Genomic DNA, 22028 nt, shown 5'->3' on the forward strand with positions numbered 1-22028 from the left:
TGCTACAAAAATACATAGAACTTGCCTAAAAATATTGGGCAAGCTCTATGTAATTTTGCAAGATAAAAGCAGTCCGGTTATTTTTACTTCTTATTTTTTTGGAGTTTTCTCTTGTTTTTCTTAGCTTTGTAAAGCTAAACATAAAATAGAGAATATGACATAAAAACAGAAGGAACATATTAACAGAACATCATCGGCGTGTTATTCGGTTAAGAGATAAGTCTGGTAAATTTATTTTTGTAATCACGGATAATAAGCTGAAAGTGATGTTCACACCCTCCAAGGGCGTGGACTGCTTTTACTTATTCTTGATTACGGGTTTACCAGAGCCTTCTCTAACGGATAAGTTTTAAAGTGAGTTTGCGCTCTTTTTGTATATATAGATAAAATACGTTATGAAGAGATAAAAATAGTGATAAAGCCTTTGAATAATAGTGACAACTAAATACTTTTTACCCTATGAATAACAATGTATTCGAGAACCTCCTGATAGCTGATTTTTACATACGATATCAGGAAAAGAAAAACAGATTTCAAACTTCACAGCTGGATAAGTTCTTCTATAAAATTAAGAAGGAAGTGTGTATGCTGGAGGGAGCATTGCTGGTAGACGATAAAGACCGTAAGGCAGAAGCCGTAAAAGAGAAAATCGCTTCATCGTTTGCTACAGATAGCAAAATGTCTGATTCGGAGTTTTATGCCCTTCTGTACGACGATGCAGACTGGGAGCAAGTCATAAAGCTATTGGCACAGATAATAAAAAGGGATGGAATCATCTCATCCAAAGAAAAAGAAGTCATATTAAAATTGTCGCAGAGGTATAATATTGATATTGTACAAACGAAACGACTATTGAAAAATAAATACACCAAAAAACAGAAAATCTCTATATGGGGAGCTTCTGTGATAGCATTGCTCATCGTTGTTTTTGGTATCGGTGCTTGGATGGTCAATCAAATCGAAAAGAAGAAAATGGAAGCGTTCAATATCGGAGAGTACGTCAAGCAAAATCCCAAATTGGTATTCAAGACCATTCAATTCAGCAAACTGGTAATACACGGAAAGCCAGATGGCACCAATGAGCATTTGGACAAGCTGAATATTTTACATCTGAAGGGGGAAGCCGATTTGTATATTGACCTAAGCTATCTGAGTGTTGATACTGTGAATACAGATTATACAAGAAAGAGTTTATTTCTAGTTTATAATAGTCCGACACGTATCCCTGTATCTGTAGATGTGGATATACCCAGTGGAAACTACACTTTGGTAGAAGAAATAGAACCTACCCCTATTACAGAGAAAGATGCAAAAGCCATAGCTAAGCCTATAGGATTTATTGCCGGTGGAATAGGAGCGTATATAGGTGGAGACTTTGGTAGCAAACTGGGAGGAGTTTTTGGAAAAGTCGCAAAAATTATCGGAGGAGCAGCAGGATCAATCTCTGGGGCAGCCGTTGCGGGTAGAGGTGCCTATCTTTACACTAAGAACTTTTTAATGGACTTGAACCTAACCAATAACAAAATGGAAGACAAAGAAAATATCATTCATGCGTCCAAAGGACTTATTGCTCTTGAAATCATGGGAGGAAACCTGTTATCAGAACCCGACTACGATTCTAAATTGCAGAAATATTATGAAGCCGAATGTGAACGCCAACTGATAGAGATAATGAAAACTTTCGGATGGCAGAATGTAGATGTCAAGTTTAATTGCAAACAATAATAGCTGAGATATGAAAATTATAAAATTTTTTACCATATTGGTTACTCCTCTGATTGTGGGGATAGCCTGTTGCATCATTATTCTGAAAGTGTGCAATATCAATGTCGGTTCTGTTACCAACCTGCTGTTGTCAAAGATTCCGTTCGTAAATCAGTTTGTAGAAACCACTGCGAATACAGGTCTGTATGCCATTTCCCAGCTGGACAAAAAGGAGCTAGTCACTTCGGCTTATAATGTGGATTTTCTCGTTTCGTTTTATCAATCAGGAAAGAAAACTATCATATTATATCCATACGAAGTGGAAGCCGGTGTAAACTTGGAACACATCGAACAAACCAAGGAAGATTCATTGACCATCATCACCCTGCCTAATGCTAAAATAACAAAGGCCAATATGGACGATAAGAAGGAAAGCAATGTAATTCGCAATCAGGTAGAAGTGGACTACAACAATTGTATCATACCGTTAAAAATAGCACTGGAAAGACGAGCTAAAGACCTGGCTATCTCAGCTGGTATATTGAAGGATGCCACCGATAATGCGGAAAAGTATTTGTCTGAATTGTTTCCCAAAGAATATTTTCGATTCCAGAAAGAAAGCGTACCGCAAGATACGCTGAAAATTTTGAAAGCTCCGCATCTTCCTGTCTTATTTACATATCAGGACGAAAATTTTACAGACGGCAAACTGAGCTGTCAGAAAGATACGATTTACAACCGTGATGACTTGAAGTTTGAAGATACGAGGTTCGGATATTTAGACAACTTGTATAGCACTTTCCAAGACTTGGATAATGAAATACTAAAATCAGAAACTTTAGGCCTGAGAATTATAGATCCTCTGAATCCGAAAGGAAATAGAATCTATGCAAAAGCATCTAACTTATATAAAGATATTCTTATCTGCTATCCTAATGGTAATATATATTATATGGAGGAAGAAAATCCATCTGCGGAAGAACATTTACAGAAGACCGCCCCAGACATGCTTTATCTGGCAATGACTGCTTCAGATAGTGGAGAGAAGCCTGATTCCAGGTACATGGAATGGATTAAGGAGTATAAGGCGACTCTTACTAATATGAAAAGTGGCAGGTATAAAGAAGCCAGTGTACACCTGCACAATATGGCCTCCATACATTCTCCGATGCCTGCATCATGGGAGGAAACTTTGATGGGCTCTTACGTCAAGGTTAAAAGCGACAAGGTTTATCATCCCACCAAAGGTAATGACTATGTAGATTTGTTATTGAAAGCCATTTATTTGTTCGACAATAAGAAGTACAATGAAATGGATGATAACTTCCAGACAAACTTGTTGGCTTTGAGTGATGAGGAATGGCCATTCATAAAAGAAAACAGGAACAAACTCATACAGTTTTTTTACAAACAGGAAAGTACCTCTCAAGCACTCAGAACCGAGTATAAACAACGGTTAATAGAATCAGCGGAGAATTACGACCACTCTATAGCCCTTACTCTTAAGGGGCAAGATTATTGCGATTACTTGCATGGAGTTTTACTCCATAATGATAATGAGTATAACTATTATCTAACAGGGGCAATCCACCCCAACATAAGAATTATAGGTCACGAAGAGAATCTAAAAGATGATGAATTTAACGGCTTTGATAATATCTGTAAACTCATGAAAGAAGCAAAAGTTTTGAAAGACAATGAGCCACAACTAGTACTGGCCTATATAAGGAAATCCAGTTTTTTTACTAAAGACCATGATTTGCTGATTTTTGAGAAGAATCATTGTACAATTTGTAGCAACATAACAGGTAAGTTGCAAAAAAAATATACCTATACTACCACTTATGACCATATAGCTTCCAATACTATAAATAAATCTTTTACAATAGGAAGTTATGAGTACAAAGGACAAGCTGTTTCAAGAATAATCCAGGAAATAAAGGATGGTATAAAAGGATATAGGAAGAATGAAAAGGCTGAAGACCTTTCCAAGAAATTTAGTGAAGAAATGAGTAGTATTATTTATCAATATTGTATACGATAATGAAAAACTTGTCTGATTTAGGAATCATCATGGGAGATATCTCTCCGCTGAATGTATCGAAATTCATTGCGGCTTGTTTAAACAACAAATTATCAACAGAAGCTATCCAGGACTTTATCTTAGCTTCCAAAGGGGGACTGGAAAATATTGATCAAGCCTTAAAGATGAATATAGCAACCAACAATGAGCTGAATGATAAAAGCATGGCGCAGATATCACAGATTATGGAAAGTTCATCAGGGAAAGAGCTTTCTTCAGCCTTATTAATTCAGCAACTTATACAGATAAACTCCGTTGTGGCAGCACAGAAACATACGCAGATGATGAATCTTCTCTCTGTAGCTCTGAAAGTTGTTGGCGTGTTATTGGTAATTTATCTTGTTTATTCATTGGTATCGACTATCATCAATTGGATTGGAATTATTTTATTAATTATAATTATAGGAGGGCTAATCTTGTTTGGATTAAGCCGTTCATAATATATCTTTAATCCTCTAATTATCACAACCATGTCAAGAGTATTTCAAGTAACCCCTAAGCGCATCAAGCGCACAAATGGGACGGTGCTCACACCGGAAATGACAATCACAGTGACCACAAAGGCAAACTCCACAAACCCGTTCACCAACGGGGCAAAGGAACTTCAGGAAGCCTACATGCGGTTGTATAACTTCGATTACAAGAAAGCCAACTGCAATATAGGTGACTTTGAATTCGAAGCATTGGATTGATTTTTTGTTTTTCGCAAAAAATAAGTAGCTTGCCCTGATTTTTCGGGCAAGCTACTATTATCTTTGCCCCACATTAATAAACATTCTAATCACTAAATTCAAAAACGTATGAAAACTTTTTTATGTTGGGGTATCTCCAAATTGGAAGGGTTGGCAAGTCTGTTGGTCTGGGTTGTAATGTTTACTCTTATGGCAAAGGGAGAAAAAATAGGCGCAAACCAACAGCTGGCTGTTCTTCCTTTAATGATAGCTGTGTTAGGGGCAACTATTCCCGCCGTATTCACCGCCATCTATGCAGTAAAGAACTTTGATGAGGTGACCTCTTATTCCATGCTGTTCTATTTGAGCAAAAGCAGTATGCTTGATTCTAAAATCAGTTACTTCTTCCGCACGATGTTTATGGCAGGATTCTGCTGGGCAATGCTCATATTTTCTATAGGATTATTCTTTGTTTAAACTTACAGAGTATGGATATAAATAAAAAACTGGACAAACTTTGTCTGGAACATTTTCAGGATAAGGCTTATGTGGCAGACGGTATTTTCTATGGTTCTGCTGTGAAAAGTTGGGCAGATACTTGTCCTAAAGTGTTATTTGTGCTGAAACAACCCAATTCAGACGAATTGTTAGGTGAGGACTATCGGGAGTACGACTTTGAAACTTGTATAGGCGAACAGGTTTGGCGCGAGTTGTTGAGTCGTCTGTATGGCATTATGAATGCAACGGAACATGGCTTTCCGAGTTATGAAGAAGCAGTGGAAACGAACGCTTTAGAAAAAGCCTTCACGCAATACCCTTTTGCCGTAATCAATGTCATCAAAGATATAGGGGCTGGGACGACATCTACGAATTATCTGAAAAGATATGCAAACGAAAATATTGATTTTTTGGATGCACAATTAAACTTGCTTCAGCCACACCTTGTTGTATGCTGCGGTAGCGGAGTTTTCGATATTGTCAATCGGGCGGTTTCTCCCTCTGTCGAATCATCAGGGAACTGGTTAAAATATAATAAGAACAGGAATATTGTTTTCTTCGACACTTACCATCCGGGAAAACCTAATACTTGTAGGAAACTGAAAGAAGCTTATGAACAGCCATTGAAGGAGTATTGCATCTTTTTAAAAGAACAGAATGATAAAGAGAAGTTATTCTGATGCAGAAAAATATTTCCAAAAGTGGACAGAAGCACGAAGAAAATCATTTGATTACGATATTCTGACTTCCATTGAAGACAATAATACAATCAATGATATACCCGGTGCTGTTGACGGACATATATGTATCAACAGTGACAAGGAGATTGGCCACGTGTCAGTCTCTGTGATATCAGGCATCGTGTATGACATAGGAAAACAGACAAAGAGCTGGAAGAGTCGCAAACTGACATCAGGAATATCCATTAATGGCCGACTCTATTCAGAGAAACTATTCGTAGAATAGGAACAAATGGCGGATGCATAATCATCCGCCATTTGTTATTAAAAATCCAAACAGTATATGTGTTTCACAACCGGCAACATATATATCAGCGTGCCTTCACTATAAAGAAACGACACGAACCAGGACACAGTCTGAAAATTCACCGGCCTTAACGTACGGTTCATCTGCCTTTTCAGCCGTTTGAACCACAAGTCAGACCATATTCACCGGATAAGGCCTAATTTTGTAAACATTATAATAATTCTGATATTATGTTTGCAAAGATCGTACACTTTTCAATCCGAAAGAAACTATTTGTAATTCTGACAACACTGATGCTGCTTGCCGGCGGAATATATGCAATGCTGACTCTGCCAATTGACGCAGTGCCGGACATCACCAACAACCAGGTGCAGATAGTAACAGTATCACCCACGCTGGCCCCTCAAGAGGTAGAACAGCTCATCACCTTTCCCATAGAGGTTGCCATGAGCAACGTGATGGATGTGGAAGAAATACGTTCGGTATCCCGCTTCGGGCTTTCGCTTGTCACCGTTGTGTTCAAGGAAAGTGTTCCAACCATGACCGCCAGGCAGTTGGTGAATGAACAGATACAAGTAGTGGCGGGAGAGATACCGTCCGAACTTGGCGTCCCCGAGATGATGCCTATCACCACCGGTTTGGGCGAGATCTACCAATACGTGCTTAAAGTAAAGCCCGGATATGAGTCGCGCTACGATGCCATGGAACTTCGTACTATTCAAGACTGGATTGTGAAACGCCAGTTGTCCGGCATTCCCGGCATTGTAGAGATAAACAGTTTCGGAGGCTATCTGAAACAGTATGAAGTATCAGTCGATCCCGACGCGCTTTACTCACTCAACATAACCATCGGTGAAGTGTTTGAGACACTCAGCCGCAACAACCAAAACACAGGCGGCAGTTACATTGAAAAGGCCGACAACGCCTATTATATCCGTTCCGAGGGTATGATAGACGACCTGAAGGATATAGAACAGATTGTCATAACAAACCGTGGCGGAATACCTGTACACATAAGCGACATCGGACGTGTACGTTACGGTTCCCCGAAGCGCTTCGGAGCAATGACAATAGACGGCGACGGCGAGTGCGTGGGAGGCATTGCCATGATGTTGAAAGGAGCTAATGCCAATATTGTGACCCAGGAGTTGGAAAAGCGTGTGGAGAAAGTGCAGAAACTTCTTCCGGAAGGCATCACCATAGAGCCCTACCTGAACCGTTCGCAGCTCGTGAACCACAACATCTCCACCGTTGTGCGCAACCTTATAGAAGGAGCAGTCATTGTGTTTCTTGTGCTCATCTTCTTCCTCGGTAACGTCCGTGCCGGCCTCATCGTAGCCTCAGTCATACCACTGGCCATGCTGTTTGCGTTCATTCTGATGCGCATATTCGGCGTATCGGCCAATCTGATGAGTCTCGGTGCCATAGACTTCGGTATAGTTGTGGATGGCTCCATCGTCATTCTCGAAGGCATACTGGCCCATCTTTACAGCAAGAAACTTACGTCCCGCACACTCAGTCCGGAAGAGATGGATAAAGAAGTAGAGAAAGGAGCATCCAACGTAGCACGCAGTGCGACATTCGCAGTGCTCATTATCCTCATTGTGTTCTTTCCAATCCTCACCCTGTCGGGCATTGAAGGCAAATACTTCACCCCCATGGCCAAGACACTTGTGTTCTGTATTATAGGTGCACTACTGCTTTCGCTCACCTATGTACCCACCATGGCATCGCTCTTTCTCAAACGTACCATCAGCAACAAAGTCACTCCAGCAGACCGCTTTTTTGACTGGCTCAACAGGATATACCAGCGTGTTCTGCGTTTCAGTCTGACCCATATGTGGGGTGTCGTTGCCGGTTCTTTTGCAGCACTGGTGCTAAGCATTCTGCTTTTCAGCCGTCTTGGAGCCGAGTTCATCCCCACACTTGATGAAGGCGACTTTGCCATGCAAATGACCTTGCCGGCCGGCAGTTCTCTCAGTCATAGCATAGAACTGTCGCTTCAGGCAGAGAAAAAGCTCAAGGAGCAGTTCCCAGAGATAAAGCATGTGGTTGCAAAGATAGGAACAGCCGAAGTACCCACCGACCCGATGGCCGTGGAGGATGCCGACGTGATGATTGTAATGAAACCGTTCAACGAATGGACCTCTGCCAAAAGCCGTGCAGAGATGGTGGAAAAGATGAAGGAGTGTCTGTCCTCCATCAAGGGTGCCGAATTCAACTTCAGCCAACCCATACAGCTCCGTTTCAACGAACTGATGACCGGAACCAAAGCCGACATCGCCATCAAACTGTATGGCGAAGACATGGACGAACTGTATAAGAAAGCTCTCGAAGCAGCCAAATACGTGGAGAAAGTGCCTGGCGCTTCCGACGTACTTGTAGAGCAGACCATGGGACTTCCTCAGCTTTTGGTTAATTATGACCGCAGCAAGATAGCCCGATATGGCATTGACATTAAAGAACTGAACGATATTATCCGTACAGCCTACGCAGGCGAGACTGCCGGCGTGGTGTTTGAGAACGAACGCCGATTCGACCTTGTGGTACGTCTTGACCAGGATAAGGTGAAAGACTTCAATATTGACAAACTGTTTGTACGCACCAAGGACAACATACAGCTTCCGCTAAGCGAGGTCGCAAGCATTGACCTTGTAAACGGTCCGCTGCAGATAAACCGTGATGCCACCAAGCGCAGAGTTGTCATTGGAGTGAATGTGCGTGATGCAGACATACAACAAGTAGTAAGTCAGATTCGCGCCTCGCTTGACGAGAACATAAAGCTGAAGCCCGGATACTATTTTGAGTACGGAGGACAGTTTGAGAATCTGCAGAACGCCATCAGCACTCTCCTTGTGGTAATACCTATCGCCCTGCTGCTCATACTGCTGCTACTGTTCTTTGCCTTCCGCAGCGTGATATACTCACTTGTGGTGTTCTCCACCGTGCCACTGTCCATCATTGGCGGTATTCTCGCCTTATGGATACGCGGATTGCCCTTCAGCATTTCGGCCGGAGTAGGCTTCATCGCCCTTTTCGGAGTTGCCGTCCTGAACGGTATTCTGATGATCAATCACTTTAATGACCTTAGAACACAAAACAGATATAACATGTGTACCAATCGCATAATATCCCTTGGTTGTCCGCATCTGCTGCGCCCGATATTCCTGACCGGCCTGGTTGCCTCGTTAGGATTTGTCCCTATGGCCATCGCCACGTCAGCCGGCGCAGAAGTACAACGGCCGTTGGCCACGGTTGTCATAGGCGGTCTGATAGTATCAACCATCCTGACGCTCATCATCATTCCTGTATTCTATCGTATTGTGAACAGTACCACCACACGCTATAAGCGCAAAAGACGCATCAGCCGCAACATCACAGCCACTGTCATGCTAACGGTTATGATGCTGATGGCCTCATCGGTCAATGCACAGCAGGCCGTCAGTCTGGACAAAGCCATCGAAACCGCGCTGGCCAATCATCCACGCCTGAAGACAGCTACAGCCCAGATAGCCCAGGCCTCAGCCACCAAAGGCGAAGCATGGGAAGGAGGCGTGACATCGGTAAGCTATTCGTGGGGACAGCTGAACGGCGCATACCGCAAAGACAACGAAGTGGGCGTAGAGATGTCGCTCGGCTCCCTGCTTACTCCGTTCTATAAAAATGCTCTGGCCAACACCCAAGTGGCAAAGAACAAGACCTATCGCAAAATAGTAGAAAAGGAAATAACAGCCGAAGTTAAAAGAGCATGGGCCTACTATCAGTATGCCTACAATCTCAACGCCCTCTACTATGGTCAGAAAGAACAGGCCGAGAAACTGAAAGAAAGCGCCCGTCAACGTTACAGTCAGGGAGATATAGACCTTGCCGAGAAAAACATGATCACCACACTGGCTGCCGACATGCAGACACGCTGGATGCAGGCCTCCGAGGAACTGGATCTTGCCCAAAAGCGTTTCACATGGGCATGCTACAGTTCTACTCCGATCGTTCCTGCCGACACAACTCTTGCCATAATGCAGGAACAAGCGGCCTCCACGATGTTGTCAAATCCTCATCTCGAATACTTCAACACCCAGGTACAGGAGAAGAAAAACATGCTTCAGATAGAACAGAGCCGATTTTTCCCGGAACTGTCGGTAGGATATACACGGCAGAAGATATCGCCTATGTCCGGTCTGAATTCATGGATGGTCAGCATGTCCTTCCCATTGAACTTCTTCCCACAACGCAGCCGCACCAAGCAGGCGCGCATAAGCTGGCAGACAGCCCAATGGGAAGCACTCGACAACCAGCAACAGCTGACCAACAAGGTACATGAACTTCAAAGCCGACTCTCGCAACAATACGAACGCCTCAAATACTACCGTGAGGCAGCCATAGACGAAGCGGTGTCTCTTGAAAACAGCGCACTCATGAAGCTTAACGAGTCAGAAACAGACATATACGAGTTCGTACAAAGCCTCAACTCGGCCCGTTCCATCAGACAAGGATATATAGAGACTGTCTATGACTACAATGTGACATCACTCGAGCTGGAGCTTTATACAGAATGATCCGCTCCGAAGAACAATTCCATTATCAAGAAACAAAAACAAAAAACATAATGAAGAAACACGTGACCATACTGATGCTCCTCGCTTTAGTGGCAGCATCGTGCACATCGTCCTCACAAAAGGACACCACATCCAACCAGCCTTCAGAAGCTGAAGTTACCACAACAGCAGAACGCGACACACTGTCTAAGGTCGATGGGACAAGCGGAGCCACCAACGTGGCAAACCCTACAACATTCAACGGCATCATAATGACGCCTCCGCAAAACCACGTCAGTCTCACACTCAGCATGGGAGGTGCAGTGAGAGACATACACGCGCTCCCTGGCAAATATGTCAGCAAGGGGCAGGTTATCCTCACCCTTGCCAACCCGGAGTTCATAGAACTGCAGCAAAGCTATCTTGACGCAGAAGCCCAGGTGGAATATCTGGAAAAGGAGTATAACCGTCAGAAAAGCCTTGCCCAGAACGAGTCAGCTTCACAAAAGCGCATGCAGCAAAGCAAAGCCGAATATATGTCGATGAAGAGCAAGAAAGAATCAGCCGCGGCAAAACTTTCTCTGTTAGGCGTTAATGCCTCAAAACTCTCAAAGACAGGCATACAACCGTTGTTGAAAATAAAATCGCCGCAGAACGGATATGTAACCAACATGGACGCAAATGCCGGCAAGTATTTTGCGGCAGGAGAAAGAGTCTGTGACGTTATAAACAAAAGCCGTCCCATGCTTCAGCTCACCGCCTATGAGAAAGATCTTGAGAAGCTTCATCCCGGCTGTCGCTTTGCCTTCAGAGTGAACGGCATCGCCGACACCACCTTTACCGCCCGTCTTGTATCTATCGACCAAATGGTGGACAACACAAACCGCTCCATAAAGGTTTACGCTCAGATAGACAAGTCGGACCCGGCGTTCCGTCCCGGTATGTATGTAACGGCCAGAATTATCGACACACAAGCAGAATCCAAGAAATAAAAAAGCCTGCAATCCAGATAAAATGATTAACTTTACGGCATGAGTTCCCAACACGAATCCAGACGAATAGTACTTATACTCAACAGTATCTCTGTTATTGTGGCATTTCTGATGCACTTACCAGAGCTCATTGCCCTGTCAGAACCCGAGATAGACCAGAATCTGTTTCCCGGAATACATTGGGTAAACGTAGGCAATGAGATACTGTTTACGTATCTGTCGATACTGCTGCTTTTCATTCTGAACAGAAAAGTCTTTATGTGGGGTAACAGCCTCCGTGATATAGGCTGGAAAAGCGTGGCATCCTCTTTCATTATCACACTCGTGACCTGCAACATTCTTGGCAATGTCTTTGTGTTTATGCATCATCATTTAGGAGTGCCGGCCATTGATGCCACACTTCATCACTATCTGCATCCACTGCGAGACACTCTCATCGCCTGCCTTGTCACCGGCACCAGTTATCTCTACCACCAGTATCAGCGCAGCCGCCGTATGCTTCTGGAGAACGAGCAACTGCGTACAGAGAATCTTCTGAACCAGTATGAGACACTGAAGAACCAGCTGAATCCACACATGCTGTTCAATTCGCTCAACACTCTGTACTCGCTCATACGCGAATCTCCGCAAAAAGCCCAGACCTTCCTGCATGAGCTGTCGCGCTTCATGAGATACTCACTGCACGACAATCTGGCTCATACCGTAACATTGAAAGAAGAGATGGAGTTTGTCCATTCATACATGTATCTTCTGCAAATGCGCTATGAAGACAATCTGCAATTCGACATCGACATAGCTCAGGAAGCCCTATCAAGGCATATACCACCAATGGCCGTGCAGATGCTGGTGGAAAACTCCGTGAAGCACAACGAAATAAGCAGCCGCAACCATCTCACCGTATATATCAAGGCCGATGCCGACAAGCTCTGCATATCAAACCCACTGCAGCCCAAGCTGTCGGACACGACCGGTACCGGTGTCGGTCTGGCCAATCTGTCGAAACGCTACCGCCTGTTGGTGAACAAGGAAATCATAATTGAAGAAACCGAAAACGAATTTAAAGTAACCTTGCCTCTGATATGAGAACATTACTTATTGAAGACGAGAAAGCCGCCTTGAGAAACCTGAAGGCGGCAATGAAGGAGGTGGATACCGACTTTGAAATTGTCGGTGAGACCGACAGTGTTACCGGTACCATAGAATGGTTTCACTCCCATCCCATGCCGGAACTGGTATTTATGGATATCCATCTGGCCGACGGTTCTGCTTTCGACATATTTGACAAGACGGACATAACGTGTCCCATCATCTTCACCACAGCCTATGACGAATATGCCCTTCAGGCTTTCCGTGTCAACAGCATAGCTTATATCTTAAAGCCCATCAGCAGCACCGACCTGCAGAAAGCTCTTGACAAACTGAAAGTTCTTAACGGATATAATGCCAATAATAATACAAACGAACTGCAGGACATAATACGCAGCCTACGCCGTGAGGAATCATTCAAAACACACTTTCTGATACCTGTAAAGGGCGATAAGTTCATACCGATCAATGTAGAAGACATAATGTATTTCTACATAGAGGAAGGAATAGTAAAAGCCGTAACCAAAAACATAGGAACCGTACGCTTCCAACAGACTTTGGACGAACTCGCCACGATGCTACACCCGGGAAAATTCTTCAGAGCCAACCGCCAGTACATCATCTCCCGCAAAGCAGTCATAAGCGTAAGCAACTGGTTTGGCGGCCGGCTGAACGTACAGCTTAATCCACCGGCTACAGAAAAGGTACTTATAAGCAAAGCACGTGTAACAGCCTTCAAAGACTGGTTCTAATGCTTACGCTGCCGGTTCTTATATGAAAGGCTGTCAGTACATACATTAAAAACAGCTGCTTCAGATCCGAACAAGCGTTGTCGTCTTGTGATAAAGGGAGACATATTGTGGCACTTTCAAATTGTAAGCAGATTTTGATTTTCCGGTCCGGGTTTCCTGTTCTACCCCGAAAATTCAGCGAGTATTTGCGGGCAGACTCTCCCTCGGGCGCAAATACGCGAATTATAAGAGGATGATATAAGACACTGTGTGTCAGATATTTATATTTGAAAACCGTTTTTTCGTGCCGCAATAAGCACCATTTCAGCATGCGATATTGCCCATATCAGGGGCTGAAATGCTTAATATCACGCCATGATATGGACTTAATCAGACCCTCAAACGGGCATTATCAGAATGCCGGATGATTTGTTCCGGAATATGGTATGGGGTATATCAAAATGCCGTTCGGGCAGAAAGAGCCTTTATTATATGAAATTTGACATCACCTTACACCTATTTTCAGAATTTATTTTGTCAAAAAAAAGTCAAGAAAAATCGTAAGTTGATTGCCGGAGTTTTCTTGAAAAGCACTGATATTGTTCTTTAATAACACAGATGTCGGAAACATAATAAAAAGGGACAATAAAAGTACTGCCCAACATGGAGAACAGATTTGGGTTAAAGATAATATAGGCGATAAAAAGAAGCCGGTAAATTCCGCGCAATAAACGCGTTACGTTATAAATTTATGTATTTTATTCTGAAATTGGCTAACGTACCGAACAAGCTGCGGATATCCATCCCCAAGTATTGCGAATCGTTAAGTTCCTCTCCTTCAAATACTTTTCTTCCGGCATACTCGCCCTTGTCTGTGGAATATGAAGAAATACGTATCACCTCTTTAACAATACCATTATAACATCCGAGTATATGAGTGGCAGCCTCAGCCTTGTCGTCGGATATTTTCCAATACATCCGCGTGCAGTCTTTGAGGTCTTTACGATAGTAAGGGCTGGATGTGTCGTTCTTTATCATCGCTTCGTACGAATGTTTGATATTCACAAATATCAGTCTGTCGTCATTATTCATCTTCATAATACTTTATATTCTCAAATATGTATTAAACCGATATAATACAGAGTAATCTCCGCATATCGAACTTATAAAATAAAAAAGCGGCCCAGCCCTTCATTTCTTCGCATAAAGAGCATGGTCCGCCATTAATGTATTAAAGTCGCTTATCCCTGCGCGTCACAAAATTAACAGCAAGCATATGTAAGGCGACATAAAACGAATACTCATCATTTGCCTGTACGACATGCAGCGCGTCGTTTCTGCCGGCAGTCCGGCAGAAGGCTTACGACTTATGGTTTATGCAGATGCCTTTCTGGTACCATTCGTAGAGACGATGAATGCCCTCGTCGATTTCCACCTTATGATGCCATCCGAGGTTGTGCAGCTTCGTAACGTCAGTGAGCTTACGCGGTGTGCCGTCGGGTTTGGAAGCGTCCCAGCGCAGTTCGCCACGGAATCCGATTTCAGCGACGACCTTTTCAGCCACCTCACGTATGGACAGCTCCTTGCCCGTGCCGACATTGATGTGGCAGTTGCGTATCTCCTTGTCGCCGGGTTTGTATGTATCCTTGAAGTCAACATTCAGGAGCACGTGCACGCTGGCGTCCGCCATCTCCTCGCTCCAAAGGAACTCACGCATCGGACTGCCTGTGCCCCAGAGAGTAACAGCCTCGGGAGTGATGCCATACTTGGCGAGTGTTGCGAGGATTTCCTCGTCTGAACGGCTACCGTCAACGCCCTCTACCGGACGCAGGTTGATGTCTTTGCGCACGGCATCCCAGTTGCCTTCGTTCAGGCACTTTGCCAGATACACCTTGCGTATCATAGCCGGCAGCACGTGGCTGTTCTCCAGATGGAAGTTGTCGTTAGGACCATAGAGGTTGGTAGGCATCACTGCGATGTAGTTGCAACCATACTGCAGAGAGAAGCTCTCACACATCTTCAGTCCGGCAATCTTAGCGATGGCGTACGGCTCGTTGGTGTATTCCAGCTCAGAAGTGAGCAGCGCCTCCTCCTTCATCGGCTGCGGTGCCATGCGCGGATAGATGCATGTACTGCCGAGGAAGAGCAGTTTCTTCACACCGTGGCGATAGCTTTCGCCTATCACGTTCTGCTGTATCTGCAGGTTCTGATAGATGAAGTCGGCACGATAGTTGAGGTTGGCCATGATGCCGCCGACATGAGCAGCAGCCAGCACTACGGCGTCGGGCTGTTCCTCGTCGAAGAAACGCTTCACGGCTACAGGATCGAGCAGGTCGAGTTCCTTGTGCGATCTGCCAACAAGATTAGTATAACCTCTGCCCATAAGATTGTTCCAGATGGCAGAGCCCACCAGACCATTATGTCCGGCTACATAAATCTTACTGTTTTTGTCCAACATCTTATATAAGTTATTATATCCCCGACCGGTCATCAGGACGCATGCACCTTGAGAAGAATAATCTGTCATCAAGAGCGTTTAGCCTTCGTTTCACTTTCCATCAGTGTACTGGCGCCAATATGTTACATTCACAGTCAGCCATGCATGCGGAATATGACGCCAAGACATCCGGTATAAAAAAGATACGAATCCCGACGACCGGCAAGAGATTATTATTATTTCACAATACCCTTTTCCAGATACTCGGCAAGGTTAACCTTCACTTCCTCGCCGGCACGCTCAACAGCCACCTTGGCCATATCAGCGTCAACCATTATCTTGACAAGCTCCTCGAAAGAAGTCTTCGACGGGTTCCATCCCAGTTCATTCTTAGCCTTCGTCGGATCACCCCAGAGGTTGACAACATCAGTAGGACGATAGAAATCCTTTGACACTTCGACGAGCACACGTCCTGTTGCCTTGTCGATACCTTTCTCGTCCTCGCCCTCGCCGACGAACTCGAGTTCTATGCCCACGTGCTTGAACGCAAGATAGCAGAACTCACGTACAGAGTGCTGCACACCGGTAGCGATGACAAAGTCCTCAGGCTTGTCCTGCTGCAGTATGAGCCACATGCACTCCACATAATCCTTGGCATATCCCCAGTCGCGCAAAGAAGAGAGGTTACCCAGATACAGCTTGTCCTGCTTGCCCTGAGCTATACGTGCGGCGGCAAGAGTGATCTTACGTGTAACGAAAGTCTCGCCACGGCGCTCACTCTCGTGGTTGAACAGGATACCTGAGCAGCAATACATGTTGTAAGCCTCACGATACTCCTTAACAATCCAGAAACCGTAGAGCTTAGCCACAGCATACGGGCTGTAAGGATGGAACGGAGTCTTCTCGTTCTGCGGAACCTCCTCCACCTTACCGTAAAGCTCCGAAGTAGAAGCCTGATATATACGGCAGCTGTCGGTCAGTCCGCACTGGCGCACAGCCTCGAGTACACGCAGCACACCCGTCGCGTCAACATCGGCCGTGAACTCCGGAGAGTCGAAGCTCACCTGCACATGACTCTGAGCCGCAAGGTTGTATATCTCGGTTGGCTTCACCTTGTTCACCACCTGAATCATACTCATAGAGTCGCTCAGGTCGGCATAGTGAAGATGGAAGTGAGGACGTCCCTCCAGATGAGCGATGCGCTCACGGAAATCCACCGACGAACGACGGATTGTGCCGTGCACGTCATAACCTTTTTCCAACAAGAACTCGGCGAGGAACGAACCGTCCTGACCGGTAATACCTGTAATCAATGCTACTTTTCTTTCCATAAATTCAATATGTTTTTTAAGTTTATAATTTATATTCATTTATTCTGTGGCGCAACCGATAGTAAGAATCTCACAGTCGGTCACAGCCTCCATCTCGTGCTCCACTCCCGCAGGCACGCTCACGAACTCGTCAGCGCCGAACACCTCTGTCTCGTCACCCACGGTTATGCTCATGCGTCCGCTCCTTATAAGGAAGAACTCGTCCATCGTCGCATGGCTGTGTCTCTCAGCCTTCTCCCCTTCAAAAAACGCCGTTACCGCTATCTGCGTTATGGGCGAAGCCACGTCACCGTTCTTCACCAGCACCCGCTTCATACCGCAACCGTGCGAGGTAGATACGGGAGCGATAGCCTTCACATCAATCTTTCTCATAATTATTCATTTCCTCCGGCCGCGTTGTCTTAATGTTACGCAACCGCCATTCGTTCCAATACTTACGATAAAAGAAGTAGAACACCCGATAAGCAATCTCCGAGAAATATTCTTCCGTATAATTGCGCAGGAGTCTCATATTATAACGCTCGCGTCGCACGAACCTGTCCAACGGTCCATCCGCCTGATGTATTGTTTTAATGTCCTCGTTATACTTACCGAAGTTTCCGCCTTTCATTATGTTGTCCAGCAACATTCTGCCTGCCTTCGCATCCGGTTCGGCAATCATGAACCTGCCATCCATACCGAGCACCTCCCTTAACACATACATCACAGCCCCGGCAAACTTCGTCATGTGGAAATCACGCAGTAGTCGCTTTGTCGCCTCACGGTCAAGCTCACGGCAACCGCGCGTCAGCAGATAATAATAATCCACTATCTGCCTCATCCCCACACCTTCCTCCAGGAAATGATGCATTATGTGTCCGAGCAGTGCAATGACATTCACGTCGTCCGTCGGCGCCGTTATCACGCCCAATCCCTCCGGCAGCTCCACCCTGTTGATCATCTGTCGCGGAGTCTCCCGTTTCCAGTAATCCATCATCCGCATGTTGCGCCACGGATTAAGCAGGAACGTAGGGAAGAAATGCACTTCTATTACAGGATTCTTAACCGCTTTGAAGTCTATGTGATGATAGCTCACCGTCTCACGCGGTGACAAACTGCGCACATACCTAACTATTCGCTTGCGGCCACCGTCGAGCCATATGTCTATATCGCCGCCCTGCCGTCTCAACGGATGTGGATAATAAGCAGCGGCAACGCCCACGCCCTTGAATATGCACGAGCGGAAGCCCTCCTTGGAAAACCGGCGCTGCACATCCACCGCCTGCATGTTCTGCCGCCGGCTTATCTTCTCTATCTGCACCACCGTCATTGCCCAGCGCATGGCCACCGTCCGCGGAGGTCTCTGCTCATTGTCCAGTGCATCTATGCCGTCGGCACACACACCAATCAGCGCCTGGCGCACAGCCATGTCAAACACCGCCTGCCACTCCTCCGCTGTCGGTACAGCCGAAAGTCTCCGGCGTGTGCCCACAGCCACCTGCAACAGTTCGAAGAATATCCCCGTTACTTCCATTTTGCCGATATGAACTGCGGAACCTTCCACAACATCTTTTCCATCTTGGTAAGCTGCGGACATCTGAAATGATGCGACGAATAAACCCTTATGTCCTCGTTCCACATCTTCTTTCTTTTAGCGTTGTCTGTGCTGAGTCCGCCCATACGCATCCTCACCACATAACGCTTCATATATTCCACCTTCAGATCATTCTCCAACAGATATCTCACCAACAGATCGGTGTCAGCCGCAATCTTATAACTCTCGTCATAAAGTCCGAGACGCATCATCACGTCACGCCTTATATAACACGTAGGATGCAACGGCAACCATCCATGGCGCACCTTCCATTTAGCATAGCGTCCGCCAATCCAGTTGCGCACCACCTTGTTTATATTATTCTCATCAACATAAATACCGTCGGCATACACGAAATCCGCTCCCGTCCGTTCGAACACCGCCATGACGTCAGACACGACGTGCTCGTCATAAACGAAATCGTCCGAGTGCACAAGACCTATCACGTCGCCCGTCGCCACACGTATGCCTTTGTTTATTGCCTCATACATGCCGTGGTCCGGTTCGCTTATTATCCTGCCTATACGTCCGCTGTACTCGTTTATCACGTCCAGCGACCCGTCCGTCGAAGCACCGTCCACAAAACAATATACTCCAGATTGTCATAATCCTGTGCCAGCACGCTCTCTATAGCTCCGCGTATTGTGGCCTTACGATTAAAACATGAAGTGATTATAGAAATTTTCATAACAAGATAAAACCAACGTTATTCCTTTATAATTCTTTTTCTTACACACACAGCAGGATTGCCCTGGTATATTCCGTTCTCTGCCATATCCTTTGTCGCCACACTGCCTACAGTCAGTATCGACTGCGCGTGAGCCGTGACACCCGGACACACCGTAGCCTGCGCCCCTATCCACGCACCGTCCTCTATTCTTATCGGCGCATTGCGATAAGGCATCGACGCCACCGTATAGTCATGATTGCCGGTAAGGAGCATCGCCCCCTGCGATATGCAGACATTGCTGCCTATCACCACATTGTCAAGATTGTCTATCCAACAATGCTCACCGAGCCAGCAGTTGTCGCCCACGGTCAGCTTCCAAGGAAACTTCACCGTGACGTTATTCTTTATTACAAGTCCTTTGCCTATTCTCGCACCGAAGGCACGGAGCAGAAAAATCTTTATCCCCATGAACGGATTCCATGAAGCACGCACGAACAGCGCACTCATAAAAAACCATAAGGTCTGCTTTACGAATCCCGCGCCCTTATCGAAATCACCTGTTGAAAATGAAGCAAGATCAACTTTTGCCATATCCTTATCCTGAATATTAAAAACACGTCCGGACTATTCCGGCAATTCATTATACATCCTCACCATATCCTCCGCCATCTTCCTCGACGAATACTTATCCTCGACAAGCTTCCGCCCGTTGCGTCCCATACGCTCGATTTCCCCGTCAGACAATGCCAGGAACTTACGCAAAGCCGCAATCAGCGCCTCCGTACCTATCTCCGTCCACCATCCACAGCCGTCTGTCTCCAGCTCCTGCCACGGAGTACCCTTCGTCGTGATGACCAGAGTACCGCAAGCCAGAGCCTCAGCCACTACAATACCAAAGTTCTCGCTGTGTGTAGGCAACACAAACACGTCAGCTTGCCTGAACAGCTCCCATTTGCTGTCACCATACACACCACCGCAGAATTGTACCAACGATTCAATCTGTAATTCCTTTGCCTTTTGCTTCAGTTGGGCGATGTATTCCTTTTCTCCTTCCCCTGCAATCTCTATCACATAGCCTTCCAGTTGATCCTTCAAAAGCGCCACCGCTTCCATAAGGAACTCGATGCCCTTCTTCACATGGATTCTTGAAAGGAACAAAATCCGTTTTTTACGTTCCCAGTCCTTCTTCAGAGCTATCTTGTCCACCTCTATTCCATTGGGAATGATTTCTATCCGGTCATTATATCCCAATTTCAGAAGATTCTCTTTCTCACTGATAGCAGTAGCATGCAGGCAGTCTGCATTTCTCACTGCTGCTTTCTGATAAAGCCAAAGGGCAGGAAGCTTTCGTGTCCAGTAATGCCGTGCCATAATCCACGGCTCCAACATACCATGGGGTGTAAGCACTACTTTAACTCCTATTTCCTGTGCCCATTTTTGAGTCAAGGCACAGCCCGGTATCCAACAGCCATTCACATGAAACACATCCGGCTGGATGTCATTCATAAGCCTCATAAACTCACGCTTCATCGTACCGAGTTGCTTCCAAGAAGGCAGATAATGAATCTGGCAGTTCTGCATTTCCACCGGATTCTCTGAAGCATGGGTAAAAATATGCAGTTCTGTCTGCTTGCCCAACTCATTGGCCAACAGTTGTATGTAGGCAGTTGTACCGCCCCAGTTGCGGTCTATTGTAGGGATATAGTGAATAACTCTCATTTCTGCGATTTATATAAGTTCGTCTTCCCTAAGAAAAGATATCCTATTATAGGAATGGATTCAAGTACCCTGCAAACCAGTAATGTTGCAAGGATAACACTTCCACTTAGAATAATAGCTAAAATCAGATTCGTAGCGAAGTAAGGAGTTACCATAATTTGCTTTGCGGGAAAAAGCAAAAAGAAATGAACTAAATATATATCTAAGGAATGTTGTCCAATGTAACTCCAGATATTCTTTAATGCAATATTGTTTTCATTTATCAGGAAAACATACCATGCGAAAAGCCCTCCAATACATCCGTGAGTAACTTGTACGATGTAGTAAAGTATAAGATGACTATGTGGCGCTTGAATGCAGAAATAATATATTAAAAGTGGAATAAACATAAAATTCCATTTTCGTATATAGGTTATAATAAATGGATACTCCTTGAGATATACTCCCAAAATAAACATGGGATAAAACTTGCTTAAGGATCGTAATTCCAATCCTTCAATTAGTGATTCTGGCAGAACAAATCTTATTCCCATTAAAAGAACTACCATAATCACATCAATTATCCATCTCCATTTATTACTAACCTTGTTTCGGACAGGAAATGAAAGGTTATAAAATAGAGAAACCTCAAAGAGGGTAAGTAAAAACCAATACCCCTCTTTCCCTTGTGTTTGTAACAATGTGAGATAGTCGACATCTTTTAAGAGAGCTAATCCTATACCACAAAATAATAAAGGTAATATTAACTGTTTAGCTCTTTTTATGGTATTCTGTAAAGGGTCATATTTCCCCGTTCTATAAGTTAAATATCCACTCACAAGAAAAAATATAGGCATCTGCGTATGTATCAAGAATTGCATAATTGGCTCCGTGCCCAATCCCATATGGTAAACGACTACAGTAATAATAGCAAATGCTTTCAGATAGTCTAAATAATTTAATCTCATATTTCTATTTAATAAATTTTGTTTCCCTATTAAAATATTTTGTACCATGAATATCTTTTCATAA

18 protein-coding genes and 3 pseudogenes are annotated in these 22028 nt (G+C 44.8%); 12 read left to right on the forward strand and 9 right to left on the reverse strand.

Features of this window, described 5'->3' with window-relative positions; all coding sequences use genetic code 11:
* Window positions 1-459: 459 nt before the first annotated feature.
* From WKT13_RS04610 to WKT13_RS04660, 12 genes and pseudogenes are all read left to right on the forward strand, one after another.
* A complete protein-coding gene (locus WKT13_RS04610) occupies window positions 460-1725 on the forward strand; it encodes a hypothetical protein (RefSeq protein ID WP_340323020.1) in 1266 nt (421 codons plus the stop codon).
* A 10-nt stretch (window positions 1726-1735) separates the two neighbouring features.
* The gene (locus tag WKT13_RS04615) at window positions 1736-3748 is read left to right on the forward strand and encodes a DUF4230 domain-containing protein (protein WP_340323021.1); all 2013 of its coding nucleotides are present in this window, start codon (window positions 1736-1738) and stop codon (window positions 3746-3748) included.
* On the forward strand, window positions 3748-4227 hold the full coding sequence (locus WKT13_RS04620; RefSeq protein ID WP_340323022.1) for a hypothetical protein: 480 nt from the start codon (window positions 3748-3750) through the stop codon (window positions 4225-4227). The genes WKT13_RS04615 and WKT13_RS04620 overlap by 1 nt, the downstream gene beginning before the upstream one ends.
* Window positions 4228-4257: 30 nt before the next feature.
* The gene (locus WKT13_RS04625) at window positions 4258-4479 is read left to right on the forward strand and encodes a DUF6140 family protein (protein WP_340323023.1); all 222 of its coding nucleotides are present in this window, start codon (window positions 4258-4260) and stop codon (window positions 4477-4479) included.
* 108 nt (window positions 4480-4587) lie between these two features.
* Window positions 4588-4935 (forward strand): hypothetical protein, encoded by a 348-nt coding sequence (locus WKT13_RS04630; protein ID WP_340323024.1) that lies wholly within the window; start codon window positions 4588-4590, stop codon window positions 4933-4935.
* Window positions 4936-4946: 11 nt separating this feature from the next.
* Complete coding sequence (locus tag WKT13_RS04635) at window positions 4947-5636, forward strand: uracil-DNA glycosylase family protein (protein ID WP_340323025.1); 690 nt, start codon at window positions 4947-4949, stop codon at window positions 5634-5636.
* Window positions 5614-5922, forward strand: a complete 309-nt coding sequence (locus tag WKT13_RS04640; protein ID WP_340323026.1) for a hypothetical protein — start codon at window positions 5614-5616, stop codon at window positions 5920-5922. The genes WKT13_RS04635 and WKT13_RS04640 overlap by 23 nt, the downstream gene beginning before the upstream one ends.
* 251 nt (window positions 5923-6173) lie before the next feature.
* Window positions 6174-9276 (forward strand): annotated as a pseudogene (locus WKT13_RS04645) (efflux RND transporter permease subunit); the annotation flags it as partial.
* Between the two features lie 95 nt (window positions 9277-9371).
* Window positions 9372-10499 (forward strand): annotated as a pseudogene (locus WKT13_RS13355) (TolC family protein); the annotation flags it as partial.
* A gap of 50 nt (window positions 10500-10549) precedes the next feature.
* Window positions 10550-11470, forward strand: a complete 921-nt coding sequence (locus WKT13_RS04650; protein WP_340323028.1) for an efflux RND transporter periplasmic adaptor subunit — start codon at window positions 10550-10552, stop codon at window positions 11468-11470.
* A gap of 39 nt (window positions 11471-11509) precedes the next feature.
* Complete coding sequence (locus WKT13_RS04655) at window positions 11510-12553, forward strand: sensor histidine kinase (protein WP_340323029.1); 1044 nt, start codon at window positions 11510-11512, stop codon at window positions 12551-12553.
* Window positions 12550-13308, forward strand: coding sequence for a LytR/AlgR family response regulator transcription factor (locus WKT13_RS04660; RefSeq protein ID WP_298617538.1), 759 nt, complete (start codon window positions 12550-12552; stop codon window positions 13306-13308). Before WKT13_RS04655 ends, WKT13_RS04660 begins: the two co-directional genes overlap by 4 nt.
* A gap of 720 nt (window positions 13309-14028) precedes the next feature.
* Here WKT13_RS04660 and WKT13_RS04665 read toward each other — a convergent pair.
* The 9 genes and pseudogenes from WKT13_RS04665 to WKT13_RS04705 form a co-directional block, all read right to left on the reverse strand.
* Window positions 14029-14385, reverse strand: coding sequence for a hypothetical protein (locus WKT13_RS04665; RefSeq protein WP_340323030.1), 357 nt, complete (start codon window positions 14383-14385; stop codon window positions 14029-14031).
* Between the two features lie 262 nt (window positions 14386-14647).
* Complete coding sequence (locus WKT13_RS04670; protein ID WP_298617548.1) at window positions 14648-15745, reverse strand: GDP-L-fucose synthase family protein; 1098 nt, start codon at window positions 15743-15745, stop codon at window positions 14648-14650.
* 215 nt (window positions 15746-15960) lie between these two features.
* On the reverse strand, window positions 15961-17055 hold the full coding sequence (gmd, locus tag WKT13_RS04675) for a GDP-mannose 4,6-dehydratase (protein WP_340323031.1): 1095 nt from the start codon (window positions 17053-17055) through the stop codon (window positions 15961-15963).
* A gap of 39 nt (window positions 17056-17094) precedes the next feature.
* Window positions 17095-17427, reverse strand: a complete 333-nt coding sequence (locus WKT13_RS04680; protein WP_340323032.1) for a cupin domain-containing protein — start codon at window positions 17425-17427, stop codon at window positions 17095-17097.
* Complete coding sequence (locus WKT13_RS04685; protein WP_340323033.1) at window positions 17414-18568, reverse strand: nucleotidyltransferase domain-containing protein; 1155 nt, start codon at window positions 18566-18568, stop codon at window positions 17414-17416. The genes WKT13_RS04680 and WKT13_RS04685 overlap by 14 nt, the downstream gene beginning before the upstream one ends.
* A pseudogene (locus tag WKT13_RS04690) lies at window positions 18559-19316 on the reverse strand (glycosyltransferase family 2 protein). Before WKT13_RS04690 ends, WKT13_RS04685 begins: the two are co-directional and overlap by 10 nt.
* Before the next feature lie 18 nt (window positions 19317-19334).
* Window positions 19335-19889, reverse strand: a complete 555-nt coding sequence (locus WKT13_RS04695; RefSeq protein ID WP_340323034.1) for a WcaF family extracellular polysaccharide biosynthesis acetyltransferase — start codon at window positions 19887-19889, stop codon at window positions 19335-19337.
* Between the two features lie 33 nt (window positions 19890-19922).
* Window positions 19923-21017, reverse strand: a complete 1095-nt coding sequence (locus WKT13_RS04700) for a glycosyltransferase (RefSeq protein ID WP_340323035.1) — start codon at window positions 21015-21017, stop codon at window positions 19923-19925.
* Window positions 21014-21964, reverse strand: coding sequence for an acyltransferase (locus tag WKT13_RS04705; RefSeq protein ID WP_340323036.1), 951 nt, complete (start codon window positions 21962-21964; stop codon window positions 21014-21016). Before WKT13_RS04705 ends, WKT13_RS04700 begins: the two co-directional genes overlap by 4 nt.
* Between the last annotated feature and the right edge of the window lie 64 nt (window positions 21965-22028).

The sequence above is a fragment of the Prevotella sp. HCN-7019 genome, assembly GCF_037890215.1.
Lineage (GTDB): Bacteria > Bacteroidota > Bacteroidia > Bacteroidales > Bacteroidaceae > Prevotella.